The sequence below is a fragment of the Nonomuraea sp. NPDC049709 genome (assembly GCF_040674815.1).
Classification (GTDB): Bacteria; Actinomycetota; Actinomycetes; order Streptosporangiales; family Streptosporangiaceae; genus Nonomuraea.
Genome location: NZ_JBFANM010000089.1, coordinates 21,443 through 45,061, shown reverse-complemented (window position 1 = coordinate 45,061; position 23,619 = coordinate 21,443). Strand labels below are relative to the sequence as shown.

At 70.3% G+C, this 23,619-nt stretch carries 20 protein-coding genes; 11 read left to right on the top strand and 9 right to left on the bottom strand.

Going from position 1 to position 23,619, the window contains the following annotated elements:
• From AB0J69_RS51970 to AB0J69_RS51960, 3 genes are all read left to right on the top strand, one after another.
• A partial coding sequence (locus tag AB0J69_RS51970; protein WP_364134316.1) for a trypsin-like peptidase domain-containing protein occupies nucleotides 1–686 on the top strand: 686 nt, incomplete at its 5' end.
• A 10-nt stretch (nucleotides 687–696) separates the two neighbouring features.
• The gene (locus AB0J69_RS51965) at nucleotides 697–1,362 is read left to right on the top strand and encodes a response regulator transcription factor (RefSeq protein ID WP_364134313.1); all 666 of its coding nucleotides are present in this window, start codon (nucleotides 697–699) and stop codon (nucleotides 1,360–1,362) included.
• Complete coding sequence (locus tag AB0J69_RS51960; protein ID WP_364134310.1) at nucleotides 1,359–2,528, top strand: HAMP domain-containing sensor histidine kinase; 1,170 nt, start codon at nucleotides 1,359–1,361, stop codon at nucleotides 2,526–2,528. Before AB0J69_RS51965 ends, AB0J69_RS51960 begins: the two co-directional genes overlap by 4 nt.
• Here the strand turns inward: AB0J69_RS51960 and AB0J69_RS51955 are convergent.
• Nucleotides 2,520–3,944: a cytochrome bc complex cytochrome b subunit gene (locus AB0J69_RS51955; RefSeq protein WP_364134307.1), complete on the bottom strand. Its 1,425-nt coding sequence runs from the start codon at nucleotides 3,942–3,944 to the stop codon at nucleotides 2,520–2,522. The genes AB0J69_RS51960 and AB0J69_RS51955 overlap by 9 nt on opposite strands.
• A 230-nt stretch (nucleotides 3,945–4,174) precedes the next feature.
• Between AB0J69_RS51955 and ppdK the strand changes: the two genes are divergently transcribed.
• Nucleotides 4,175–6,808, top strand: coding sequence for a pyruvate, phosphate dikinase (ppdK, locus tag AB0J69_RS51950; RefSeq protein WP_364134304.1), 2,634 nt, complete (start codon nucleotides 4,175–4,177; stop codon nucleotides 6,806–6,808).
• A 503-nt stretch (nucleotides 6,809–7,311) separates the two neighbouring features.
• On the top strand, nucleotides 7,312–7,812 hold the full coding sequence (locus AB0J69_RS51945) for a GNAT family N-acetyltransferase (protein ID WP_364134301.1): 501 nt from the start codon (nucleotides 7,312–7,314) through the stop codon (nucleotides 7,810–7,812).
• Nucleotides 7,813–7,991: 179 nt separating this feature from the next.
• Here AB0J69_RS51945 and AB0J69_RS51940 read toward each other — a convergent pair whose 3' ends face one another.
• From AB0J69_RS51940 to AB0J69_RS51925, 4 genes are all read right to left on the bottom strand, one after another.
• Nucleotides 7,992–8,393 (bottom strand): nitroreductase family deazaflavin-dependent oxidoreductase, encoded by a 402-nt coding sequence (locus AB0J69_RS51940; protein WP_364134298.1) that lies wholly within the window; start codon nucleotides 8,391–8,393, stop codon nucleotides 7,992–7,994.
• A gap of 362 nt (nucleotides 8,394–8,755) precedes the next feature.
• Nucleotides 8,756–9,217, bottom strand: coding sequence for a hypothetical protein (locus tag AB0J69_RS51935; protein ID WP_364134295.1), 462 nt, complete (start codon nucleotides 9,215–9,217; stop codon nucleotides 8,756–8,758).
• Between the two features lie 75 nt (nucleotides 9,218–9,292).
• On the bottom strand, nucleotides 9,293–9,880 hold the full coding sequence (locus AB0J69_RS51930; protein WP_364134293.1) for a GNAT family protein: 588 nt from the start codon (nucleotides 9,878–9,880) through the stop codon (nucleotides 9,293–9,295).
• Nucleotides 9,881–9,885: 5 nt separating this feature from the next.
• Entirely contained in the window at nucleotides 9,886–10,461 is a 576-nt protein-coding gene (locus AB0J69_RS51925) for a helix-turn-helix domain-containing protein (RefSeq protein WP_364134290.1), read from the bottom strand.
• Nucleotides 10,462–10,597: 136 nt separating this feature from the next.
• Between AB0J69_RS51925 and AB0J69_RS51920 the strand changes: the two genes are divergently transcribed.
• Nucleotides 10,598–11,335, top strand: a complete 738-nt coding sequence (locus tag AB0J69_RS51920; RefSeq protein WP_364134322.1) for an SDR family oxidoreductase — start codon at nucleotides 10,598–10,600, stop codon at nucleotides 11,333–11,335.
• A 75-nt stretch (nucleotides 11,336–11,410) separates the two neighbouring features.
• On the opposite strand, the gene AB0J69_RS51915 is transcribed toward AB0J69_RS51920, so the two are convergent.
• Both AB0J69_RS51915 and AB0J69_RS51910 read right to left on the bottom strand, forming a co-directional pair.
• Nucleotides 11,411–13,150 (bottom strand): DUF4832 domain-containing protein, encoded by a 1,740-nt coding sequence (locus AB0J69_RS51915; protein ID WP_364134288.1) that lies wholly within the window; start codon nucleotides 13,148–13,150, stop codon nucleotides 11,411–11,413.
• A 511-nt stretch (nucleotides 13,151–13,661) separates the two neighbouring features.
• The gene (locus AB0J69_RS51910; protein ID WP_364134285.1) at nucleotides 13,662–14,372 is read right to left on the bottom strand and encodes a methyltransferase domain-containing protein; all 711 of its coding nucleotides are present in this window, start codon (nucleotides 14,370–14,372) and stop codon (nucleotides 13,662–13,664) included.
• Between the two features lie 199 nt (nucleotides 14,373–14,571).
• Here AB0J69_RS51910 and AB0J69_RS51905 point away from each other — a divergent pair, with 199 nt between their 5' ends.
• Nucleotides 14,572–15,066 (top strand): phosphotransferase, encoded by a 495-nt coding sequence (locus AB0J69_RS51905; protein WP_364134283.1) that lies wholly within the window; start codon nucleotides 14,572–14,574, stop codon nucleotides 15,064–15,066.
• On the opposite strand, the gene AB0J69_RS51900 is transcribed toward AB0J69_RS51905, so the two are convergent.
• Nucleotides 15,063–16,592 (bottom strand): M48 family metallopeptidase, encoded by a 1,530-nt coding sequence (locus AB0J69_RS51900; protein WP_364134281.1) that lies wholly within the window; start codon nucleotides 16,590–16,592, stop codon nucleotides 15,063–15,065. The two genes, AB0J69_RS51905 and AB0J69_RS51900, sit on opposite strands and share 4 nt — an antisense overlap.
• Nucleotides 16,593–16,672: 80 nt before the next feature.
• Between AB0J69_RS51900 and AB0J69_RS51895 the strand changes: the two genes are divergently transcribed.
• Together AB0J69_RS51895 and AB0J69_RS51890 are read left to right on the top strand one after the other, a co-directional pair.
• Complete coding sequence (locus AB0J69_RS51895; RefSeq protein ID WP_364134279.1) at nucleotides 16,673–17,893, top strand: deoxyguanosinetriphosphate triphosphohydrolase; 1,221 nt, start codon at nucleotides 16,673–16,675, stop codon at nucleotides 17,891–17,893.
• Between the two features lie 77 nt (nucleotides 17,894–17,970).
• Nucleotides 17,971–19,128 (top strand): FAD-dependent oxidoreductase, encoded by a 1,158-nt coding sequence (locus AB0J69_RS51890; protein ID WP_364134276.1) that lies wholly within the window; start codon nucleotides 17,971–17,973, stop codon nucleotides 19,126–19,128.
• Here AB0J69_RS51890 and AB0J69_RS51885 read toward each other — a convergent pair.
• Nucleotides 19,094–19,975 carry a M23 family metallopeptidase gene (locus AB0J69_RS51885; RefSeq protein WP_364134273.1) on the bottom strand — a complete coding sequence of 294 codons (882 nt, stop codon included), beginning with the start codon at nucleotides 19,973–19,975 and terminating at the stop codon, nucleotides 19,094–19,096. The genes AB0J69_RS51890 and AB0J69_RS51885 overlap by 35 nt on opposite strands.
• 183 nt (nucleotides 19,976–20,158) lie before the next feature.
• On the opposite strand from AB0J69_RS51885, the gene dnaG reads away from it, so the two are divergent.
• Together dnaG and rpoD are read left to right on the top strand one after the other, a co-directional pair.
• Entirely contained in the window at nucleotides 20,159–22,000 is a 1,842-nt protein-coding gene (dnaG, locus tag AB0J69_RS51880) for a DNA primase (protein WP_364134270.1), read from the top strand.
• Between the two features lie 436 nt (nucleotides 22,001–22,436).
• Nucleotides 22,437–23,573 carry an RNA polymerase sigma factor RpoD gene (gene rpoD, locus AB0J69_RS51875; protein ID WP_043627522.1) on the top strand — a complete coding sequence of 379 codons (1,137 nt, stop codon included), beginning with the start codon at nucleotides 22,437–22,439 and terminating at the stop codon, nucleotides 23,571–23,573.
• Nucleotides 23,574–23,619 lie beyond the last annotated feature (46 nt).

Sequence of the window (23,619 nt, the reverse complement as noted above, 5' to 3'; positions counted from 1 at the left end):
GGGGGGGGGGGGGGGGCGGGGGGGGGCCCCGGGACCTCGCGGGGTCCGAGCCGGCCCCCGCCGCGGCCCTGCCGAGGGTGGCCGCCGCGCCGTCCACCAGCCCGTCCGGGCTGAGCGCCACGGCGGCCCGCGTGCTGCCCAGCGTCGTCTCCGTGGAGACGCGCCGCTCGGGCGGCTCCGGCTTCGTCCTGGACGGTCGCGGCCACATCCTCACCAACGCCCACGTGGTCCGCGGCAACAGCCAGGTGACCGTCGTGCTCAGCGACGGCAGCCGGCTGTCGGCCGCCGTGATCGGCGTGGACGACGACGAGGACCTGGCCGTGCTGGAGGTGGACTACCCCAGGGAGCTGACGCCCGCCACGCTGGGCAGGTCCTCGGACCTGTCCGTGGGGGACCAGGTGCTCGCCATCGGCTCGCCGCTGGGCCTGTCGGGCACGGTCACCGCCGGCATCGTCAGCGCGCTGGACCGGGAGGTGCGGCTGGGCGGCTCCGGCCGCACGGCCGTGCAGACCGACGCCTCCATCAACCCCGGCAACTCGGGCGGCCCGCTGGTGAACGCCCGGGGCGAGGTCGTGGGGGTGAACACCGCGATAGCGGCCTCCCGCGGAGGTGGGAACATCGGCATCGGCTTCGCCATCCCCATCGACCGGGCGGCCCCCATCGCAGAACGAATCATCCGAAATTAGGGTGCAGGGCATGCGACTGCTTGTGGTTGAGGACGAGGAGGACCTGGTCGACGCGCTGCGCGTCGGCCTCGTCCGGGCCGGGTACGCGGTGGACACCGCCTACGACGCGCCCTCCGCGCACGAGAAGTTGCAGGTCAACACGTACGACCTGGTCCTGCTCGACCTGAACCTGCCCGGCGGCGACGGCTTCCAGCTCTGCCGGACCGTGCGCTCGACGGGGCAGGGAGTGCGGATCATCATGGTCACCGCCCGCGACCGGCTGGACGACCGCGTCCGCGGCCTCGACGAGGGCGCCGACGACTACCTGGTCAAGCCGTTCGCCTTCCCCGAGCTGCTGGCCCGGGTGCGGGCGCTGCTGCGCAGGGAGGCCGGAGGCGGCACCTCCGTGCTGGAAGTGGGCGGTCTGCGGATCGACACTGCCAGGCTGGAGGTGTCGCTCGACGGCCGGTCGCTGGCGCTGACCCCCAAGGAGTACGGCGTGCTGCACTACCTCATGACCAGGCCCGGCCACGTCGTGTCCGCCGAGGAACTGCTCGAACACGTGTGGGACGAGCACACCGACCCGTTCACCAGCACCGTACGCGTCACGGTCGGCAACCTGCGCCGCAAGCTGCAGGAGGACGGCCTGATCGAGACCGTGATCAGCCGGGGCTACCGGCTCAAGGAGCCGACGTGATCCACACCATCCGCTTCCGGATCACCGTGCTCTACTCGGGCCTGCTGTTCGTGCTGGCCACGCTCGTGCTCGGGGGCATCTACTTCGCCGTCTCCAAGACCACCGACCAGCGCCCGGTCACCACCGAGTTCGCGAAGACCTACAGCGGCAACCAGTACCTGGGCAAGCGCGAGGTGGTCTTCGTGGAGGAGGTGGAGAACGCGGTCAACGTCGAGACGATGGCCACGCTGCGCAACTACTCCCTGCTCACCCTGGCCGGCCTGTACGTCGCCAGCCTGGGCATCGGCTGGGTGCTGTCGGGCCGGGTGCTGCGGCCGGTCCGGTCGATCACCCGTACGACGGAGGAGATCCAGGCCACGGACCTGAAGCGGCGCATCAAGCTGGACGGCCCGCGCGACGAGCTGAAGGACCTGGCCGACACGATCGACACCATGCTGGACCGCCTGGAGGAGGCGTTCAGCGCGCAGCGCCAGCTCATCGACGACGCCTCGCACGAGTTGCGCAGCCCGCTGACCATCATCCGGGCCAACGTGGACGCCGTCCTGGCCGCCCCCGACGCCAGCGAGGAGGAGCGCACCAGGGCCGTGGCCATCGTGGACCGCGCGACCACCCGCATGACCAGGCTTGTGGAGGACCTGCTGGCCACGGCCAGGCGGCAGGGCACCGCGTTCGCCGACACCGACCTCGACCTGGCCAGGGTGGTGGGGGAGGCGTGCGAGGAGTACGCCACCCCGGCCGCCGCCCGCCAGGTGACGATCACCCGCGACCTGGGCGCCGGGCTGGAGATGACCGGCGACGCCGACGCCCTGCGCCGCTCGGTGGCGAACCTGCTCTCCAACGCCGTCCGCCTCTCGCCGCCGGGCGGCACGATCCGGGTCGCGGCCGGCCGCTGGGAGGGCTGGCTGTGGGTCGCGGTCCGCGACGACGGGCCCGGGCTGGACGACTCCGACCAGGCCCGCGTGTTCGACCGCTTCTGGCGCGGAGAGTCCAGCCGCCGCGACCGCCACACGGGCCTGGGCCTGGCCATCGTCCGCCAGATCGTGGAGTCGCACGGGGGCCGGGTGGCGGTGTTCTCGCGGCTGGGCCAGGGGGCGACGTTCGTGCTCTGGCTGCCGCCCCGCGACGGCGTGCCCGGCACGCCGCCCGAGGACAACCCCCTAGGCTGACCGCCTGCGGCAGATCGCGCGGGTGACGAGGAAGGCCAGCACCGGCAGCACGAACACGGCGACCCGCAGCCCGGCGATGACCAGCTCGTAGGTGTCCTGCGGGACGGTCAGCAGCGCGGCCGGCGCCGGTGGGGGCTGCGGCAGCCCGGGGGCCGAGTGCATCTCGGGCGGAGCCGCCGACACCCACATCCCCGCCCACAACGTGGTGAAGAACGTGATGACCGCCACGCCCAGCGCCGTGCGCACCGGTGCCTGCGAGGGCCGGTCCAGCAGGTGGTGGTGGTCGCCGTCGCCGGTGTAGCGGCGCTCGATGAACGGATAGAACAGCAGCACGCCGAAGAAGGCCAGCAGGACCAGCGGCGGGATCCAGAGACCGACCTGCAGCACGTACCCGCCGACCGGGATCTCCCACCCCGGCACGATCCGCTGCGCGCCGTCCAGCACCCCCGCGTACCAGAACGGCTGCGCCGACGGCGGGTGCGCCTCCTGCCGGTACACCCCGTGCTCCCACACCGGATTGACCTTCACCAGCGTGGCCAGCAGCGCGATGAACCCGATCGTGAACAGCGCCGTGGCCCCGTTCTTGACCGCGAAGTACGGGAAGAACGGCCCGCCGGTGACCTTGCGCTCGTCGGCGGCGGTGGCGCGCCGCTCGTGTCCATGGTCGCGACCGCTTCGCTCCTCGTTGGCTCGTTCCTCGCTCTCTCGTTGCGAGCTCCTTCGCTCGGTGTGCTTCTGCCGCCACGTGAGGATCAGCGCGTGCAGCGGCACCACCGCAAGCAGGATCCCGGGAACGAGCAGCACGTGCGTGACGAACAGGCGCGGGATGACCTGGCCGGGGAACGCGCCGTCGAACGCGAACGCCGACAGGTACGTCCCCACCAGCGGCACCGACAGCAGCAACCCCTGTGCCTGCCGCAGCCCCGTCATCGCGAGCTGGTCACCGGTCAGCGAGACGCCCAGGAACGACTCGAACAACGCCAGCCCGAACAGCAGCACCCCCAGCATCCACGTCAGCTCGCGCGGCTTCCGGAACGCCCCGGTGAAGAACACCCGGCACATGTGGGCCACGATCGCCAGCACGAACACGGTCGCCGACCAGTGGTGCAGCTGCCGCATCAGCAGCCCGCCGCGCACCTCCAGGCTGATCTCCACGACCGACGCGTAGGCCACGTCGGGGTTCGGTTTGTAGAACAGCGTCAGGAACGTCCCGGTGAGCACCAGCAGCACGAACGAGTAGAGCGCCAGCTCGCCCAGCAGGAACGACCAGTGGCTCGGGAACAGCTTGCGCAGCTGTGGTCGCAGCCAGCGCCCGAACGGCAGCCGCTCGTCGAGGTAGATCGCCGAATCGCGGGCCGCCTTCGCGGAACCGGCGACTATCCGAGCCCGCCGCTTGGGCTGGGTAGGAGTGGCCATGGGGGCCTCCTGGTGGGGGTGTGATCCGATTCTGCACCCCCTGCCCGCCTTTCTCAAGAATTGGTGTAAACCAATTGGTCTAATCCAATTTTCCATCTCTCGGTCGTATAATTGGATTAGACCTCTGGAGTGAGGTTTACCAGCACAAACGGCTACCTAAGCGAGGAGTGCAGTTTCATCATAAATTTCACCGGTAGAGTCCGGGACAGAGGCGTTGGATTGGAGCTGTGGTGGCCAAGTACGTTTACGACTTCACCGAGGGCAACAGGAATCTCAAAGATCTTCTCGGCGGTAAGGGTGCGAACCTCGCCGAAATGACCAACCTCGGGCTGCCCGTTCCCCCTGGATTCACGATCACCACCGAGGCGTGCCGCCACTACCTGGCGGAAGGCTCCGTACCGGACGGATTGGACCAGGAGGTCGCCGGGCATCTGGAGGCGCTGGAGTCGCAGATCGGCAGGAGTCTCGGCCAGGCCGACGACCCGCTGCTCGTGAGCGTGCGCTCCGGGGCGAAGTTCTCCATGCCGGGCATGATGGAGACCGTCCTCAACATCGGGCTCAACGACGAGTCCGTGCACGGCCTGGCCAAGCAGGCGGGCGGCAACGAGCGCTTCGCCTGGGACTCCTACCGCAGACTCATCCAGATGTTCGGCAAGACCGTCCTCGGCATCGACGGCGACCTCTTCGAGCGGGCGCTCGACGCGCTCAAGGGCAAGCGCCAGGACACCGACCTGGACACGGGCGAGCTGCAGGGGCTCGTGGAGACGTACAAGGGGATCGTCCGCGAGCAGACCGGCAAGGACTTCCCGGCCGACCCGCGCGAGCAGATGCGCCTGGCCGTCATGGCCGTCTTCGACTCCTGGAACGCCCCGCGCGCCATCCTCTACCGCCGCCAGGAGCGCATCCCCGCCGACCTCGGCACCGCCGTGAACATCATGGCCATGGTCTTCGGCAACTACGGCGACGACTCCGGCACCGGCGTGGCCTTCACCCGCGACCCCGGCTCCGGCCGGCAGGGCATCTACGGCGACTACCTGCAGAACGCCCAGGGCGAGGACGTGGTGGCGGGCATCCGCAACACCATCCCCCTGGAAGACCTGGAGCGCCTCGACAAGGACTCGTACGACGAGCTGCTCGGGATCATGCGGACCCTGGAGAACCACTACCGGGACCTGTGCGACATCGAGTTCACGATCGAGCGCGGCAGGCTGTGGATGTTGCAGACGCGGGTCGGCAAGCGCACGGCGGCGGCCGCCTTCAGCATCGCCACCCAGCTCGTGGACCAGGGCCTGATCACCATGGACGAGGCCGTCACCCGGGTCACCGGCGACCAGCTCGCCCAGCTCATGTTCCCCCGCTTCGACGGCGGCGCCCCGAAGAAGAAGATCGCCAAGGGCATGAACGCCTCGCCCGGCGCCGCCGTGGGCAAGGCCGTCTTCTCCTCCGAGCGGGCCGTGGAGCTGTCGGAGCAGGGCGAGGACGTCATCCTCGTCCGCCGCGAGACCAACCCCGACGACCTGGCCGGCATGATCGCCGCCAAGGGCATCCTGACCAGCCGCGGCGGCAAGACCTCGCACGCCGCCGTGGTGGCCCGCGGGATGGGCAAGACTTGCGTGTGCGGGGCCGAGGAGCTGGAGGTCAGGACGGCCGAGCAGCGCTTCATCGCCCCCGGCGACGTCGTGGTCTCCGAAGGGGACGTCATCTCCATCGACGGGACGACCGGCGAGGTCTTCCTCGGCGAGGTCGCGGTCGTGGACTCGGCCGTGGTCGAGTACTTCGAGGGCGCCGAGCCGGACGACGAGCTCGTACGCGCAGTCGACCGCGTCATGCGGCACGCGGACGGGGCCCGCAGGCTCGGCGTACGGGCCAACGCGGACACCCCGGAGGACGCCGCCCGGGCCCGCCGCTTCGGGGCGGAGGGGATCGGCCTGTGCCGTACGGAGCACATGTTCCTGGGCGAGCGCCGCCAGCTCGTGGAGGACCTGGTCCTGGCCGCGACGGACGCGGACCGCCAGGCCGCCCTGGACGCCCTGGAGCCCCTGCAGAAGTCCGACTTCACCGGCATCTTCCAGGCCATGAACGGCGACCCCGTCACCATCCGCCTGATCGACCCGCCCCTGCACGAGTTCCTCCCCGACATCGTGGACCTGTCGATCAAGGCCGCCAAGGACGAGGCCACGGAGAAGGACCACAAGCTCCTGACGGCGGTCAAGCGCCTGCACGAGCAGAACCCGATGCTGGGCCTGCGCGGCGTACGCCTCGGCCTGGTGATCCCCGGCCTGTTCACCATGCAGGTGCGGGCCATCGCCCAGGCGGCCAAGGAGGTTCCCGGCTCGAAGGCGGAGATCATGATCCCGCTGGTGGCGGCCGTACAGGAGCTGGAGGCGGTACGCGAGGAAGCCGTCAAGATCCTTGCGGACGTGGGCGTCGAGGCCCTGATCGGCACCATGATCGAAGTCCCCAGAGCAGCCCTGACGGCGGGCCAGATCGCGGAGGCCGCCGAGTTCTTCTCCTTCGGCACCAACGACATGACCCAGATGGCCTGGGGCTTCTCGCGGGACGACGTGGAAGCCGCCTTCTTCTCCCGTTACCTCGACCTGGGCATCTTCGGCGTCTCCCCCTTCGAGACCCTGGACCGGGAGGGCGTCGGCCGCCTGATGGAGATCGCGGTGGCCGAGGGCCGCGCGGCCCGACCGGACCTGCACCTGGGGATCTGCGGCGAACACGGCGGCGACCCGGACTCGGTCCACTTCTGCCACGAGGTGGGCCTGGACTACGTGTCCTGCTCGCCGTTCCGCATCCCGGTGGCCCGCCTGGAAGCCGGCCGAGCCGCCCTCGCCGAGACCGACTCCGACACCCGCTAGGAGACCCTCCGGGCCCCTCTGAGGGGTCCGGCCCCAACTGCGAGGACCTCGCATCGGGGGGCGCTGCGCGCCTTGCGATGGCTCGGGCCCTGCCTCCCAGGGGCTCCGCCCCTTCGACCCCCCGCAACTCCGTGGTCCTCGCCTTCGGCTCGGGCGTTTCCTCCATGCCCCCACCCGTGGACTGGTTACCGGCTTGACCCCCTATGCCCGCCCGGAAGAGCCCGCTCGCTGCGCTCGCCAGCCGGTAACCACCCGTGGGCTGGTTACCGGCTGGGCCCCCTATGCCCGCCCCGAGTGGACCTCGCTTCGCTCGGGCTGCGTCCGCTCCGGGGCTCGCGGCTCCGCCACGAGCCCCGGAGCGGACGGGCTTCGTGCGCCAAGCACGATCAAGCAGCCCACCTGCCCGGGAGCCTCAACTGCGGGCACAGCCAAGCCGCACACCCAGCACCCCCGTGATCACCATTGACACCCCCACCACGGCATCCCCCGGCAAACTGACACCCATGACCCGCCTGGAAACCGAACGCCTCATCATGCGCCCTCTCACGGGGGCTGACTTCGACCACTACGCAGCCATGCTGTCCGACCCCGAGGTAGCCGGAGGGCTGGCAGAGTCGGTTGGCACCTCGCCGGCGGAGGCCTGGCGAAGCCTGGCCACCTTCATCGGCCACCGGGAGATCCGTGGCTACTCACACTGGGCGCTGGTGGAGAAGGCAACCGGCGAGTTCGTCGGCCGCGCCGGACCCTGGCAGCCGTACGGATTCCCCGGGCTGGGCGTCGGCTGGTGCCTGGCGCGCGAGCACTGGGGCAAGGGCTACGCGACGGAGGCCGCCCGGGCCGCGCTCCAGTACTGCTTCGAGGAACTCGGAGCCGGCGAAGTGATCTCCCTCATCCTGCCCGGGAACGAACGCTCCATCTCGGTCGCCGAACGCATCGGGCACCGGCATCTACGCGACATCGCCTACCGAGACCAGCAGGTCCACCTTTACGGGCAGTCAGCGTGACATCGAGAGGTAGTTGTTCCCGGGATCTTCAGGCGATGCCGGCCGTCAAAGCCTGAACAAGAGAACCCGTATCGGAGAGAAGACACGGAGCGATTCGTCTCCCTCGGCAATCGAGAAGCTCCTGGGGGCGGTGCGGGTTTCGGAATACCCGGACCAGGATGGCGGTCAATGGGGTGCGGTCACCGCGGGGTGAGCCGGATCACCGGGTATTGACGCTCGGACTTGCTCTGGTACTTCGCGATGCGGGGCTGGGCGGCGGCGATGAGCTGCCAGGCTTCCTCGCGGTCGGCGCCGTCGAGCCGGTGCGGCGTCACCGGCATGGCCTCGCGGCCGGGCAGCTCGATCGAGGCCTGGTCGGGGTGCGCCATGAGGTTGGCGTGCCAGTCCGGGTGCTGGCTTCCGCCGCCCGACGCGACGATCAGCCAGGAGTCCTCGCCGTCGGCGAACCACGCCACAGGCGTTTCCCGCGGCTGCCCGCTCCGGCGGCCCACCGTGTTGAGGATCAGCACGTTCATGCCCATGAACGTGCCGTTGCCGCGGCGGATCTTGCGGTTCATGCGGGCGTTCGCTCTGTTCTGCATCCACCGTGAGAACGCGCCGGGCGTGCCGGGCTTGCGTCCTGCGGGACTGCCTGCCTGCTGGTTCTGAGCCATGGGTTACCTCCGGTGAGTCCATCCGTCTCGCGACACCGAACGCCGTCGGGAGGCGCTCGCACGACCGCGTACCTGATCTGGCGTCGGGGGAGAACGACGGCCATGTCGCCAACGGTAGGCGGCGGCCCCCTGGCCCTGCTTCTCCATTCCTGACCGGTCCGGAGAACGGGACGCGGGACTCATCGGATCGAGCCACAGGGCTCAAGTGAGCCGGCCGGGCGGCGATGTTGGTCCAGCCGATCAGGCGGGCCACGCCTGCGGCTGCGCGAGGTGACGGTGGCGAGGCCCGGTCAGGGCAGGTCGTGGCGCGCCAGGGCCTTGGCGAACGGTTCGCCGGTCCTGCGGGCGTAGGCCATCCGCGCCCGCACTTCGCCGAGCGTGCGCGGGCGGTAGCCGGGGCCGTCGCAGCAGCTCTTGTGGAAGCGGATGCCCGCGTGCAGCAGGAGAGTGAGCACTCGCCAGGCTGCCGCGTCCCGCCGAGGCGGGGCCGCGAAGGCGGAACCGACGTGGATCAGCGGCTCGGCGCAGCGCGGGCATCGCCGGTCCCGGTGGCCGGGGCCGGCCGGGTAGGGCTGCTTGTACGAGGCGCGGCAGGGGAGGCAGACGAAGGATGTCTTCGCGTGGGCCATGTGATCAGCGTAGGCCGCCACGCCGGTTCCCGCCTCGACGCACTCGATCTCGTCCTCGGTCATGCCCGTCCGATCGGCGACCTCGGCCTCGGCCACACCTCGGGTTCGAGTTCGAAGCCGCACGCGTGACACCCAGCCTTCCCCTCGCCGTGAGCGAGGGATCGGCGCAGGGGCGCGGCGCGAGGCGGGTTGGCGGGATCACGAAAGCGGAAGTTCGTCGTTCCAGTCGGGTGGGGTGACCGTGCCGGAGAGCCAGTCCCGGCGCAGGATCGCGTAGCCGATCGAGTCGTACCGCTTCCCGTCCGGGCTCGGCCAGGCCTCGCGGTAGTGCGACTCCTTCACATAGCCGCTCCGCCGGAACACGGTCCGCATGGCGTGGTTGTCCTGCCGGGTGTGCCCCTCGATGCGCGTGACCTCGGGGAACTCCCTGAAGAGGTAGGAGGTCAGCCAGGCGACCGCCGCCGTCCCGAGCCCTTGCCCCCGCCACGCCTTCCGTACCCGCAGGTCGAACATGGGCGTGTCGTCGGCGAGGTCCTGCAGGCGCACCAGCCCGGCCCGCTCCCCGTCCGCGAGCACCCAGAAGGTCCGGCTCTCCCCGTCGTCGTAGAGCCCCTCGGCGGCCCGGCGCCTGATCGCCTCCGCCTCCTGGACGCTCGCGTGGAAGGGCCATTCCTCGCCGGTCAGGAAATCCACCAGCGCCTCGGTGTCGTCGCCGGCCGAAAATCTCGAGAACTCGATGTGCACGCACCCGATCATGCTGATGGCCCGCGCCCTCCGTCCAGCCATTTATCTCACGGTCGGATGGTAGTCAGGCCGTCCATCGTGAGGTCGAGGAGGCGTTCGGCCTGTGCCCGCTGCTCCGGCCGGCCCGTGGACAGTGCGACGCCGGCCAGGGCGGCGTACAGGTCGTCCGGTCCGAGGTCCGACCGGATCACCCCGGCCGCCACCCCGGCGTCCAGCAGGAGCTTCAGGGTGGACAGCAGCATCTCCCGGCTCTGCGCGTACGGGTTGACGCCCGACTCGACGACGGCCCGCAGGGCCTCCGCCATGCCCAGCTTGGCCGAGGCGTAGTCGATGAAGCGGCCCATCCACGCGCGCAGCGCCTCCTGCGGCGGCAGCGTGGCCAGCAGGTCGGGGGCGGCCTCGCACAGCCGGCCCAGCTCGTTGCGGTAGGCGGCCTCGATGAGGAGCTCCCGGGTGGGGAAGTTGCGGTAGAGGGTGCCGGTGCCCACCCCCGCCTCCTTGGCGATGCGCTCCAGGTGGGCGTCCAGGCCCTCTTCCGCGAACACGCGGACCGCGGCGGTGAGGATCTTGTCCCGGTTCCGCCGCGCGTCAGCGCGCAGTGGCCGCTCGCTCTCCCCGCTCACTGCGTCTCCCCGGGCGTCACTGCATCTCCTCGATCATGAACCGGTCTCTCCCTCGTTTGCTAAGTGGAGGCGCACCCACTTATGGTGGAAGCTAAGCGGCGGCGCCTCCGCTTCAGTCTATGCGAAAGAGGATCTCATCATGGGAATCGACGGCAAGGTCGTCGCGATCACGGGCGCGAGCAGCGGGATCGGCGAGGCCACGGCGCTGCTGCTGGCCGAGCGGGGTGCCCGGCTGGTGCTCGGGGCGCGCCGGGCGGAGCGGCTGGAGGAGTTGGCCCGCCGAGTTGAGAAGGCGGGCGGCGAGGCCGTCTGCGTGTGTACGGACGTCAAGCGGCGCGAGGACCTGGCCGCGCTCGTCGGGCTGGCCCGCGAGCGGTTCGACCGGCTCGACGTGCTCGTGAGCAACGCCGGGATCGGGCCGATCTCGCCGCTCGACGACCTGCGCGTCGACGACTGGGACGAGATGATCGACGTCAACCTCAAGGGCGTCCTGTACGGGATCGCGGCCGCGCTGCCGGTGTTCCGCGGCCAGGGGTTCGGGCACTTCGTCAACGTGGCGTCCACGGCGGGGCTCCGGATCGTCCCGAATCAGGTCGTCTATGCCGGGACGAAGACGGCCGTCCGGGTCATCTCCGAGGGGCTGCGGCAGGAGGCCGGCGACAAGCTGCGGGTGACGATCGTGTCGCCGGGCTTCGTCCGTACGGAGTTCATCGACGGCGTGCCTAACCCGGAGGTGCGCGCCGAGCTCGCCGCCTCCCGGGACACGTTCGCGATCTCGCCCGACGCCGTCGCCCGCGCCATCGCGTACGCGATCGAGCAGCCGGCCGAGGTGGACGTGGGTGAGGTCGTCGTGCGGCCCACCGCCCAGGCGTGAGCGGCGCGGCCGTGCGGCCCCGCCCGGCATGCGCGGGCGGGGCCGGTCACCGGTGACGGACCGGGCCGGAGCGGGTCAGCTCACGGTCACGGTGTGCAGGAGGTTGTTCAGGCCGGTGGCGGCCTCCCAGGTGCCCTGGTTGGCGAACCGGATCGAGTATTCGGGCCGGGACGAGAGCTGCGGGTCGGGCAGGTTGAGGAACAGCGCGTAGTTGCCGGCGGCCATCGACGCGGGCAGGGTGACCGTCTGCGTGATGGTGCTGGTGGCACCCGCCGCCCACTTGCGCGGGTCGGCGGTGAGCGGGAAGCGGTGGACCGCCGAGGTGGCGGTGTTGCGCAGCACCAGCTCCAGGCCGCGCGGGTTGAAGGGAGAGGCGTACCCGTCGTTCTTGAGGGTGATGCTGACCGGCAGGCCGCCGCCCCGGGAGGCCGTGGCCGGGTACGTGCCGCTCTGCAGGGCGAACCGGTAGCCGAGGCTGCGGGTGATCTCGGCCAGGCAGCCGCCGGTGCTCCAGGAGCCGAGCACGCCGGTGTGGTAGTCGGTGTTCAGGTACGAGTAGTGGAAGCGGGACAGCTCGTCCTTGGCCGTCGGGCAGTCGGAGCGGGGCGGGTTGGGGTTGCAGGTCTCGCCGCCCATGGCGACGTACGCGGTGTCGGAGGCCAGGTAGGGATACTCGACGGCGGTGTTCTCGTAGGTGCCGTAGTCGTCGGGGCTGGCCAGGAAGCAGTCGTTGTGGTGCCCGAGCCGCGCCAGGGCCGAGCCGTTGTGGGCCTGGCCGGAGGTCACGGGGCTGGTGGAGTACATCGTGCGCTTGAACTTCGGCGTGCGCAGCTGCACCATCCGCGTCGAGGGCAGGACGCTGAGCAGCTTGTCGACCACGGCCTTCCGGTTGGCCCAGTCCGTCGCGGTCACCGTGCCGGCGTTGCCGAAGTTCTGGGTGTAGTACCACTCGCCCCAGGCCCCGATGAACCCGGCCTGCATGAGGTAGATGACGTCCCTGTTGGCGCTCAGGTACGGCGCGAGCTGGTCGAGGTGGGCGAGCACCCGGTCCCTGGCCGCGTCGGCGCCGTCCGTGGAGGTGGTGTACGCGAAGCGCAGGACCATCTTCAGCCCCGCCGCCCGTACGGTGTCCAGCTGCTGCTGCAGCTGGTCCAGCGCGGCCTGGCTGATCGGGGTGGTCTTGAACTCGGCGAGGTAGAACACGCACATGACCAGCGAGATGTGCTGGCTGGTGCGGTAGCCCTGGAGGGTGGCGAGGGCGAAGTCGTTCTTGTCGCAGTCCCCGGTGTGGTGGTAGAGGCCGCGCTCGGGATTGGCGAAGTCGGCGGTGGTGGACGTGTACGTCACGGTGCCTCCGCCGCCGCCGCCCCCGCTGTAAACATGCGTGTACTTGGCGGAGGTCTCCAGCGGCGACTCGACCTGGGAGACGAGGTCGGCGTCGTTCGGCGTGGCGCTCTCGCCGATGTCCGCCCGGGGGATCGTCCACCTGGCCGTCCCGCCCGAGGCGGAGTACGTGGCCGCGCCCACGAGCGTCCAGCTCCAGCCGCCGCCGTTGTGGCGGTAGAGGGAGGCGTTCTCCAGTAAGTAGTCGGCGCCCACGCCGCCCTGGGCGAATCCGGTCGCCGGGTTGCGGTCGGTGTCGATGTACGTGCGCGCGTAGGCGGGGCTGCCGGTGTAGCCGAACTGGTACGTCACGGTGGTGGCCGTGTTGGTGGCCGACTGGCCGGTGATGGCGGCCAGTGCGGCTGACGGCGCGACGAGGACCGACGCGCACAGGAAGAGGAGGAGGGTGAGGCTGCGTGCGAGCTTGGGCATGGGGCTCCTAGGCAAGCCGGCGGATCACTTGCGACTAATCATGGAGTCCATGTGAATTAAGTCAAGACCTGGCGGCGGAGAAGCCGGGAAGAAGTCGGCGTATGCCCCTCGATAATCAGGGAGTCCACACTAATGGTGATGGTGGGTTCGTAACCGGGCCGGTGGCTCGCCGATCGGGTGGCCCGCGGCCCCTTCCTGAACGGCACGCTCACCGCCGGCCTCCGACGCCCCGCTCACCGGGACACCGCCGGCCCCGCGCCCGTGGAGGTGCGCGATCAGCTCCGCCGTGTCGGCCTCCGCCCGGTCGGCCGCCTCCGGGACCCGGTCGGAGCAGCACCGCGAAATCCTCGCCACTCAGCTCACGCACCGGACCTCCGTCCCACCGGCCGCCGATGAGACCCGTGCCGTCCGGGACGGTCTGCTCGTCGTGGATCGCGTCCGTCGCCTATCTGGTAAGAGGTCTTACCGGTTTCGCTCCGGCCTCCCACGCGGCGACTGTGACGGGAAGTAGTTACCTGAGGTGGCCGTCCATGGTGCCCGCCGTCACGACGAGCCGCGCGGCCCCGTCGCACCCGCCGACGATCACTGCTCCGGGCCGGGTCTGCTCGACCCAGCGGTCCGGCACGGTGGAGAGCGCGAGCACCCGGTCGTACGGCCCGCGCTCCGGGCACCCGCGCGAGCAGTCGCCGACGACCAGGTGCGGGCGGATCCCGGCGGCGGCCAGGTTCCGGCCGGCCGCCTCCGCCACCCCGGTGTCCTCCTCGATCGACGTCACGCTCCCCGACTCGCCCGCCAGCCGGCAGAGCAGCGCGGTGATCCACCCGCTGCCCGTCCCCACTTCGAGCACCCGCTGCCCGGGGCGGAGGTCGAGGCGTTCGAGCAGGTCGACGACGGCGCTGGGGGCGGGGTTCACGCACCTGTACGCGGCGCCGCCGGCGCCCTGGTGCAGCGGGGTGGCGATGGGCATCCCGGAGTAGACGGCGTCCCACCAGCCGGGCGGATCGGTGTCGCGGTCGATCGGCACGGCGTCGCCGTCGTCGTCGAGCGCCAGGCCGAGAGAGGGCACGAACCAGTGGCGGGGCACCTTCCGCAGCGCCTGCGCGATCGCGCCGGTGGCGGGCTGGCGGCGCTCGGCGATTCCCGCGATCATCGACTCGAGCCGCCAGGCGATGTGCGGCAGCATCGCTGAGCCTCGCCGGGTTCCGCCGTCATGCCTGCTCACAGCGCCTCCTTTATGCGGGCGAATGCTAAGGGTGACCGTATGGCCACCGATCGCAGCCTGGCAAGGCGCTCGGGAAAACCCGTTGGAGCTCGCTCGCCGTGCACCGACTCGGATGCCCGTTCGGCTCGGATGTCATAGAGTCACTTTCCGTGAACATTGCGTCATCAGGGGGCCTCGCGGATCGGGCAAGCTGGTGCACATGACCGAAACTCACCTCCCCGGCGGGTTCGTGAACGCCGTCGTCCGCGTCGGTGACACCGTCCGCCGCCCGCCCGCGCGACGGGCCGCGTTCGTGCATGACCTGCTCGGCCTGTTCGAGCGGACCGGCTGGCCGGGCGCGCCGCGCTTCCTCGGCTCCGACGAGCGGGGACGGGAGATCCTGAGCTACGTGGACGGCCACGTGGCCTGGGAGGAGGTCCAGCCGGACGCCGTCGCCTCCGACGGGAGCCTGGCGCGGGTCGCCGAGCTGGTGCGCGAGTTCCACGACCTGACCGCCGGCACGCCGCTGGCCGGAGACGGAGAGGTCGTCTGCCACAACGACCTCTCTCCGAAGAACACCGTCTACCGGGACGAAGGGGCGGGGCTGCGCCCGGTCGCGTTCATCGACTGGGACATCGCGGGACCGGGTCGGCGGATCCACGGGACGCGCGCTCGCCCAGTGTGCCACGCCGGGCCGGGACGCGCGCTCGCCTAATGCGCCACCGCCGGGCCGGCCTGCAGCGCGGGCACCGCCGCGGGGGCGGCCTGCTCGATCGGGACGTAGTCGTGGCGCATCCCGTGGTCGCCCAGCCACCGCCGCAGCCCGCCGACCGCCGCCGGGTTGGCCGCCACCTGGGCCGCGTACTCCGACAGCGCCACCTCCTCCCCGTCGTCGAACAGCAGCCGCGCCGGCCCCGACCAGGACAGCGTCCACCTGGCCTCGCCGAGCTGGATCAGCACCGCCTCCAGCGCCTGCCCCAGCACCCCGGCCAGCAGCGTCTCCGACGGGCTCCAGCCGTGCTCCAGCAGCTTCGCCTCCAGCTCCGCCTGGCGGCCCCGCGCGATGGCCTCGAACGCCGCGTCCAGGTACGGCCGCGAGGCTCCCATCACCTGCTGCCCGGCCACCGCCAGGTCGTGCAGGGCGTCGGCGTTGCGGCCGGCGTACATGCCGTGCGCGATCAGCTCCTCCCACGGCACCGGCCGCAGCGTCGCCAGCGCCTCCGGCGACCACATCGACTGCTCGACCGCCTGCACCGCCACGTTCGCGTCGAGCAGCAGCGTCAGGGCCGAGCGCGGGTCCGGTACGTGCTGCGGCTCCGGGAGGTGCTCGATCGCCGACAGGCGCTCGGCCAGGCTCGGGTGGGAGTCGTACGGGGAGACCTCCTCCGGCTGCTCGCTCAGCCTGGCGAGCTCGGCCTGGCGGTCGGGGTCGCTCATGAGCGCGTGGAAGCCCCCGAACACCGCCGCCGGTCTGGTTCCGCCCGCGCCCGTCAGGGCCAGGTAGTTGTTGACGTACAGGTCCCAGCCCACGGCGGTGGAGTGGATCTTGCGCAGGGCGCCGGCCATGGCCTGCCGGCCGCCGATCGCGACGGCGAGCTGGTCGGCCTCCAGCTCCTGCTTGCGGGAGACGGCCTGCGAGACCCGGAGGTAGAGCTTGGCGTACCAGGTGAACAGGCGCTGGATGAACGGGTGGTTGCCCAGGCTCTGTACGGTGGCGATGAGCGAGACGCGGCCCCGGTAGACCGGCGCCCCCAGGCGGGTGTGCGCGCCGCTGTAGTGCCCCAGCTCGTGCCCGAGGACCGCGCGCATCTCGTCCACCGTGAGCGTCTGCAGCAGCGGCAGCCCGATGAACATCCGCCGCCGCGTCGCCCTCAGCCCCAGCCACCGCGTGTCCTCCGACACGGCCGCGTTCACCTCCGCGACCAGGCGGATCTCGTCCGGCGGGGCCGTGCGCACGCGGTGGGCGAGCTCCTCGACCGTCTGCCACAGCACCGGCTCGTGCTCGCGCCCGACCGGGACGCCGGGCTGCTCGCCGTTCCGGCGGCGGCTGACCATGATCAGGGCCCGGACCAGCGCGCCCGCCGCCAGCGTGAGCACGATGGCGAACTTGATCGTGTTGGCGTGGAAGTCGACGAGGAGCATGACGTCGATGAAGATCGCGGTGGCCAGGATGAGGCCGACCAGCACGTAGAAGCCGGCGAGCAGGGTAAAAGCCAGCACTGCTCGGAACGCTGTCGTCATGGGGGAGGGCTCCCGGGGAAGGGGTTCTCGCGAGGCTTGACACTAGCGGAGACATGAAACTGGATAAAATCACTTCACAGATGCCGTATTACGACGAGCATGACCAAGAGCGTTGGGTTCCGGAACTTCCCGGCAATCCGGAACGGTCCGCGTTCGAACGCGACCGCGCCCGCGTCCTGCACAGCGCCGCACTCCGCAGACTGGCGGCGAAGACGCAGGTCGTGGGCCCCGGAGAGACGCTCGGCGGCGGCCAGCACATCCCCCGCACCCGGCTGACCCACTCCCTCGAATGCGCCCAGGTGGGCCGCGAGATGGGCGCCACCCTCGGTGTCGACCCCGACCTGGTGGAGACCGCCTGCCTGGCCCACGACCTGGGGCATCCGCCGTTCGGGCACAACGGGGAGGTGGCGCTCAACGCGCTGTCGTCGTCGTGCGGCGGCTTCGAGGGCAACGCGCAGAGCCTGCGCCTGCTCACCCGGCTCGAGGCCAAGGTGCTCACCGAGGACGGCCGCAGCGCGGGCCTCAACCTGACGCGCGCCGCGCTCGACGCCTCGATCAAATACCCGTGGACGTGCGACAAGGCGGCCAAGTTCGGCGTGTACGACGACGACCTGCCGGTGTTCGAGTGGATCAGGGAAGGGGCACCGGAGGGACGGGTGAGCTTCGAGGCGCAGATCATGGACTGGGCCGACGACGTCGCCTACTCCGTGCACGACCTCGAGGACGCCCTGCACTCCGGCCACGTCACCCCGGAGGCGCTCCAGTCGCCCGTCGAGCGCACCCAGGTGTGCGGGATCACCCGCACCTGGTACGCCCCCGGCGCCGACCCGAACGAGCTGGAGGAGGTCTTCGCCAAGCTGATCGCCGACCCGCTCTGGCCCCGCCGCTTCGAGGCCACGCTCGCCGACCTGGCCGGTCTCAAGGCGCTCACCAGCGGCCTCATCGGCCGCTTCTGCCAGTCCGCGCAGACCGCCACCAAGGAGGTGTACGGCTCCCGCCACCGCGCCGACCTGGTCGTCCCGCACGCCACCAGGCTGGAGTGCGCGCTGCTCAAGGGCGTCACCGCCCACTACGTCATGACCACCAAGGACCACAACGCCAACCAGGCCAGGCAGCGCGACCTCATCACCGAGCTGGCCTCCCTGATCACCCTCGGCGCCCCCGGCACGCTGGAGCCCGCCTTCCGGCCGGCCTTCCTGGAGGCCGGGGACGACGCCGCCCGCGTACGCGTGGTGATCGACCAGATCGCCTCGCTCACCGACACCTCGGCGGTGGCCTGGCACCGGAGGCTCTCCCGCTGACCAAAGGTTCGTCAACGAGCCAGGTCGCCTGACACAACCCGCTTTCCCGACGACCCCAGTGGGCGGATACTGCGCCCATGGCCACATTTGTGATCGTCGGAGCCGGGCTGGCCGGAGCCAAGGCAGCGCAGACGCTGCGCGAGGAGGGCTTCGACGGAGAGATCGTGCTCATCGGCGCGGAGACCGAACGGCCCTACGAGAGACCTCCCCTGTCCAAGGACTATCTCCAGGGCAGGAGCGAGCGGGACGGCATCTTCGTCCACGCCCCCGACTGGTACGCGGACAACGGCGTGGATCTGCGGCTCGGCCTGCGGGTCACGCGGATCGAGCTAGATCACCACCTGGTCCGGCTCGGGGACGGGTCGCGCCAGCCGTACGACAAGTTGCTCGTCGCGACCGGCGCGGTGCCCAGACGACTGCCCGGGCCCGCGTACTACCTGCGTACCGTCGAGGACAGCGAGGCGCTCAAGTCCCGCTTCACCGAGGGCGCCTCGGTGCTCGTCGTCGGCGCGTCCTGGATCGGGCTGGAGACGGCCGCGGCGGCGCGTGCGGCCGGCTGCGAGGTCACCGTCGTCGAGCCCGAGCCCACGGCGCTCAACCGGGCGCTCGGCCCCGAGCTGGGCGGCCTGTTCGCCCGCCTGCACGCGAGCAAGGGCGTGGACCTGCGCTTCGGCACGGCCGCCGCGGAGATCACCGAGACCGGCGTGCGGCTCAGCTCCGGCGAGCGGCTGACCGCCGACCTCGTCGTGGTCGGCATCGGCGCCGCGCCGGAGGTCTGGCTCGCCCGCGACGCCGGGCTCGACGTCGGCCAGGGCATCCTCACGGACGCCGCCCTGCGCACCTCGCACCCCGACGTGTTCGCGGCGGGCGACGTCGCGGAGTTCTTCCACCCGTTGTACGACCGCCGCATCCGGGTGGAGCACTGGGCCAACGCCCTGCACGGCGGGCCGGTCGCCGCCAGATCCATGCTCGGCCGGGACGTGGCCCACGACATGCTCCCGTACTTCTTCACCGACCAGTACGACCTGGGCATGGAGTTCTCCGGCGACATCGAGGGCCACGACGAGATCGTCTACCGGGGTGACCCCGAGAGCCTGGAGTTCATCGCCTACTGGCTGCGCGGCGGCCGGGTGATCGCCGGCATGAACGTCAACGTCTGGGACGTCGTCGACGAGATCCAGGAGCTCATCAAGTCGGGCGTCATCGTTGACCAAAAGGAGCTATCGACGGGGTGACGGTGACGACACCGTCGTCGCCCTGCTTCTTGGTGGTCTGGGGCCGAGGGGTCTTGCTGGCCTGCGGCACCTTCTTCGACGTGCACTGCACCGTGCACCTCGGCGTCTCGCCGAGCTTGCCGCGCAGCTCCAGCGTCTCCTCCCTGGGGGAGAGCGTACGGTTGCCCTTCTGCCAGGCGTCGAGGTAGTCCCAGGGCTTGACCATGCCCCGGCGTACCCACCAGAAGGCCGGGCCGGTCTTCCACGAGATCGCGAAGTAGAGGTTCGGCCCGGTGTCGCGGGCGTTGCCCGTCGTGCCCACCCGGCCGAGCAGCTGGCCCCCCTTGACCCGGACGCCCGGCCTGATGCCGTCGGCCACCGAGTCGAGGTGGCCGCCGAGGTAGCGGACGCCGTCGTCACCGATGATCGTGACGAACCTGCCCTCGCGGTCGGCCCCCGCGTCCGTGGCCGGGCTCCACCGGTTCTGCAGGTTCACCTCGTCCACGACCCCGTCGACGGGCGCCACGAACGCGCATCCCTGCCCGGCCCAGATCGTCGTCTTGGGCAGCACGAGCAGCTTGCGCTGGTAGGTCGTCTTGCAGTCCTTCACGGGGAACGTGTAGGTGTGTTTCGACAGCTTCGGCGGCGGCACCTTGACCGGGTCCTCGCCCTCGGGCGGCTGCTCGGCCGCCTGGTGCTCGGGGGTCGGGCTGGGGATCGTGGCGGTGACCGCCGGGGTGCCCGTGATCGGGGCCGTGGTGGGCGAGCCGGCGCTGACCCCCGCCAGCCCTGTCGTCTGGGTGCAGGCACCGGTCAGCAGCACGGCGCCCGTGACGGCCGCCCATCGTCCGATATGCCCCGATCGCATGATCTCCACCCGTGTCACCGTTTCCACCGACAACCTTTACCTTTGTAGCCGACCGGGGGACCTCGCATAACCGCTTTCCCCCTTTAGCAGCCCAGAGGTAACCCTCGCCTTCCTCCCCGCTTGCCATGCCGGGGACACCCGAGGAGGCGGGAACCGTCGGTGGGGCCGAATAGACTCACCGGCGTGGCTGGCCGGATCCGTGATGTCGACATCGCGCTCGTACGCGAGCGTTCACCCATCGCCGACGTGATCGGCGAGCACATCCAGTTGCGCAACGCCGGAGGGGGCAACCTCAAGGGGTTGTGCCCGTTCCATGACGAGAAGAGCCCGTCGTTCAACGTCACCCCCGAGCGCGGGATGTTCTTCTGCTTCGGCTGTTCCGAAGGCGGCGACGTGATCACGTTCGTCGAGAAGATCGAGCACCTGTCGTTCGGCGAGGCCGTCGAGCGGCTGGCGCAGCGGGCCGGGATCCAGCTCCAATACGAGCAGGGCGGCTACGTCCCCAGGCGCGACCACGGCGAGCGGGCCAGGCTGATCGAGGCGCACCGGGTGGCGGCCGAGTTCTACGCCGACAGGCTGATGGCGCCCGACGCGGCGCCCGGGCGGCGGTTCCTGTCGGAGCGCGGGTTCGAGCGGGCCGACGCGGAGATGTTCGGGGTCGGCTACGCGCCCGCCGAGTGGGAGGCGCTCAGCCGCCATCTCCTGGGGCGCGGGTTCAGCGCCGACGAGCTGGTGAAGGGCGGGCTGGTCAAGGAGGGGCGGCGGGGGCCGATCGACCGGTTCCGGGGGCGGCTGATCTGGCCTATCCGGGATGCTACGGGCGATGTGATCGGCTTTGGTGCACGGAAGTTGCTTGATTCCGATGATGGCCCGAAATATCTGAATACGCCTGACTCGCCGCTTTACAAGAAGAGCCAGGTGCTTTATGGCATTGATCTTGCGAAACGGGAGATCTCCAAGCGGGCGCAGGCGGTGATCGTCGAGGGATACACCGACGTGATGGCCTGCCATCTCGCCGGGGTGCCGACCGCCGTGGCCACCTGCGGCACCTCGTTCGGCGAGGAGCACATCAAGATCCTGCGGCGGTTCCTGCTCGACCAGGCCGAGTTCCGGGGGGAGGTCATCTTCACCTTCGACGGCGACGCGGCGGGACAGAAGGCGGCGCTGCGGGCGTTCGCCGACGAGCAGAAGTTCGTCACGCAGACGTACGTGGCGGTGCAGAGCGACGGGCTCGATCCGTGCGATCTGCGCATCAAGCAGGGCGACGCGGCCGTTCGGGATCTGATCGCGAGCCGGGAGCCGCTGTTCCAGTTCGCGATCAGGAGCACGATCTCCCGCTACGACCTGCGCAGCAACGAAGGCAAGATCGCCGCCCTCGACGCCGCCGCGCCGATCGTGGCCGGGATCAAGGACGTGGGGCTGCGCAAGCGCTACGCCATCGACCTGGACCGGTGGCTGGGGTTCATGGACGAGCGGTTCGTCATGCAGCGCATCTCCGAGGTGTCCGGCGCCCAGCAGGGCCGCCGCCAGCGCGCGCCCCAGGCGGCGCCGCTCGACCCGAGCGTGCGCGTCGAGGGTGAGCTGCTCAAACTGGCCGTGCAGCGCCCGGCTCTGCTCGGGCCCCGCTTCGACGCGCTCGACCCGCAGGCCTTCACGGCTCCCGACCACGTCGCCCTGCACAAGGTGATCACCGCGGCCGGCGGCCTGACGGCGGCCGGGCACGGCGGGCGCGAGTGGGTGGACCGGCTGCTGGAGCACGCGCACGAGGAGGGGGCGCGGGGGCTGGTGACCCGGTTCGCGGTGGAGCCGATCCAGGCCGACACCCACGCCGAGGAGCGCTATGCCGGGGCGATGCTGGCGGCCATCGAGGCCATCGCGGTGGATCGGGCCATCGCGCAGGTGAAGTCGCGGATCCAGCGGTTGAATCCGGTGGAGGAGCAGCAGGAGTACAACAAGCTGTTCGGGGAGTTGGTGGCGCTGGAGCAGCAGCGCCGGGTCCTGCGCGACCGCGCCGCCGGAAGCTGACCTCCCGCCCGGGGCGAGGGCGGTGCCTGTCCCGGCTCATCGGCCCCGCGCCCGGTCACGGTGAGCACGTGGGCCGCGACGTGGCGGAGCGCGGAACCCCCTCGGCGGGGTGCATCCCGCTGCCCGTTGGTAACAGTTCGGCCGCGATCACAAGCGGCAAACCAGGGTGGTTGACCAGGAAATTTGGTGCGGTCCAACATGCGACAAAGCGGGCGGACAACGCCATCCGGGCAGCGAAAGAGTTGCGTCCGACCTGAGAGCGTCGCCGGGCGCGTGAATCCAGACCGCGTAATTGACTTTACTTTCCTGATCAAACTCGGGCTAAACCTTATAGCGATCTCAATTCGGTAAGGACGATCGTCTTACCTTCGGTGACAAAAATGGGTCTGCCATTTGATGGAACCAATACTGCAGACTGTCTCCCGTGGGTGCATCGGTGCTGCCAAGCGGGCCGCCATCGGTAGATCAGGTGGCGGACCTCGTCGCGAAGGGAAGGGAGCGCGGAAGCGTAACCGTCGATGACGTCGCAGCCGCGCTTGACCGATCAGAGTTGCCGTCCGACGCGCTGGAACGCGTCGTGCGGATGCTCGCCGAGAACGGCGTGGAGGTCCTCGAGCCCCAGGGCGACGAGGAGTCCACCCGCGCCGATGAGGAAGACGTAGGCAAGCGGGCGCCGACCAGCGATCTTGTCCGTATTTATCTGCGGGAGATCGGCCGTGTGCCACTGCTGACCGCCGAGGAGGAGGTGGAGCTCGCCAAGTCGATCGAAGCCGGCCTGTTCGCCGAGGACAAGCTGGCCAACGGGGTCTCGCGTCTGGCCTTCCCGGAGTTCAGGGAGCTCGTCTGGCAGGGCACCCGAGCCAAACAGCGGCTCATCGAAGCCAACCTGAGGCTCGTGGTGTCGATCGCCAAGCGGTACGTGGGCCGCGGAATGTTGTTCCTGGACCTGATCCAGGAGGGCAACCTCGGGCTCATCCGGGCAGTCGAGAAGTTCGACTATACGAAGGGCTACAAGTTCTCCACCTACGCCACCTGGTGGATCAGACAGGCGATCACCCGGGCGATCGCCGACCAGGCTCGTACGATCCGCATCCCGGTGCACATGGTGGAGACCATCAACAAGCTCGTCAGGGTGCAGCGCCAGCTCCACCAGGACCTCGGCCGCGAGCCGATCCCCGAGGAGATCGCCAAGGAGATGGATCTCCCTGTCGATCGCGTGGTGGAGATCCAGCGCATCGCCCAGGAGCCCGTGTCGCTGCAGTCGCCGATCGGCGAGGAAGACTCCGACCTCGGAGACTTCATCGAGGATGCCGACGCTGTCGTGCCCATGGAGGCCGCGGCCTTCATCATGCTGCAGGACCAGCTCGACGACATCCTCGCCACGCTGTCCGACCGCGAGCAGCGCATCATCCAGCTCCGCTTCGGCCTGGCCGACGGGCATCCACGCACGCTGGAGGAGGTGGGCAGGGAGTTCGGCGTCACGCGGGAGCGCATCCGCCAGATCGAGTCGAAGACGCTGGCCAAGCTCCGCCACCCGACGCGCGCGCAGATGTTGCGGGACTACCTGGACTGACCCCGCGAAGCACGTGGCCGCCGGCCCGGGAGGCACCTAGCCGCCC

What these genes read in the sequence shown, in the direction of transcription:
- AB0J69_RS51965 (WP_364134313.1), top strand. Translation starts at nt 697, where the DNA reads ATGCGACTGCTTGTGGTTGAGGACGAGGAGGACCTGGTCGACGCGCTG.
- AB0J69_RS51955 (WP_364134307.1), bottom strand. Translation starts at nt 3,944, where the DNA reads ATGGCCACTCCTACCCAGCCCAAGCGGCGGGCTCGGATAGTCGCCGGT.
- AB0J69_RS51945 (WP_364134301.1), top strand. Translation starts at nt 7,312, where the DNA reads ATGACCCGCCTGGAAACCGAACGCCTCATCATGCGCCCTCTCACGGGG.
- AB0J69_RS51940 (WP_364134298.1), bottom strand. Translation starts at nt 8,393, where the DNA reads ATGCAGAACAGAGCGAACGCCCGCATGAACCGCAAGATCCGCCGCGGC.
- AB0J69_RS51930 (WP_364134293.1), bottom strand. Translation starts at nt 9,880, where the DNA reads ATGGCTGGACGGAGGGCGCGGGCCATCAGCATGATCGGGTGCGTGCAC.
- AB0J69_RS51915 (WP_364134288.1), bottom strand. Translation starts at nt 13,150, where the DNA reads ATGCCCAAGCTCGCACGCAGCCTCACCCTCCTCCTCTTCCTGTGCGCG.
- AB0J69_RS51905 (WP_364134283.1), top strand. Translation starts at nt 14,572, where the DNA reads ATGACCGAAACTCACCTCCCCGGCGGGTTCGTGAACGCCGTCGTCCGC.
- AB0J69_RS51900 (WP_364134281.1), bottom strand. Translation starts at nt 16,592, where the DNA reads ATGACGACAGCGTTCCGAGCAGTGCTGGCTTTTACCCTGCTCGCCGGC.
- AB0J69_RS51895 (WP_364134279.1), top strand. Translation starts at nt 16,673, where the DNA reads ATGCCGTATTACGACGAGCATGACCAAGAGCGTTGGGTTCCGGAACTT.
- AB0J69_RS51890 (WP_364134276.1), top strand. Translation starts at nt 17,971, where the DNA reads ATGGCCACATTTGTGATCGTCGGAGCCGGGCTGGCCGGAGCCAAGGCA.
- AB0J69_RS51885 (WP_364134273.1), bottom strand. Translation starts at nt 19,975, where the DNA reads ATGCGATCGGGGCATATCGGACGATGGGCGGCCGTCACGGGCGCCGTG.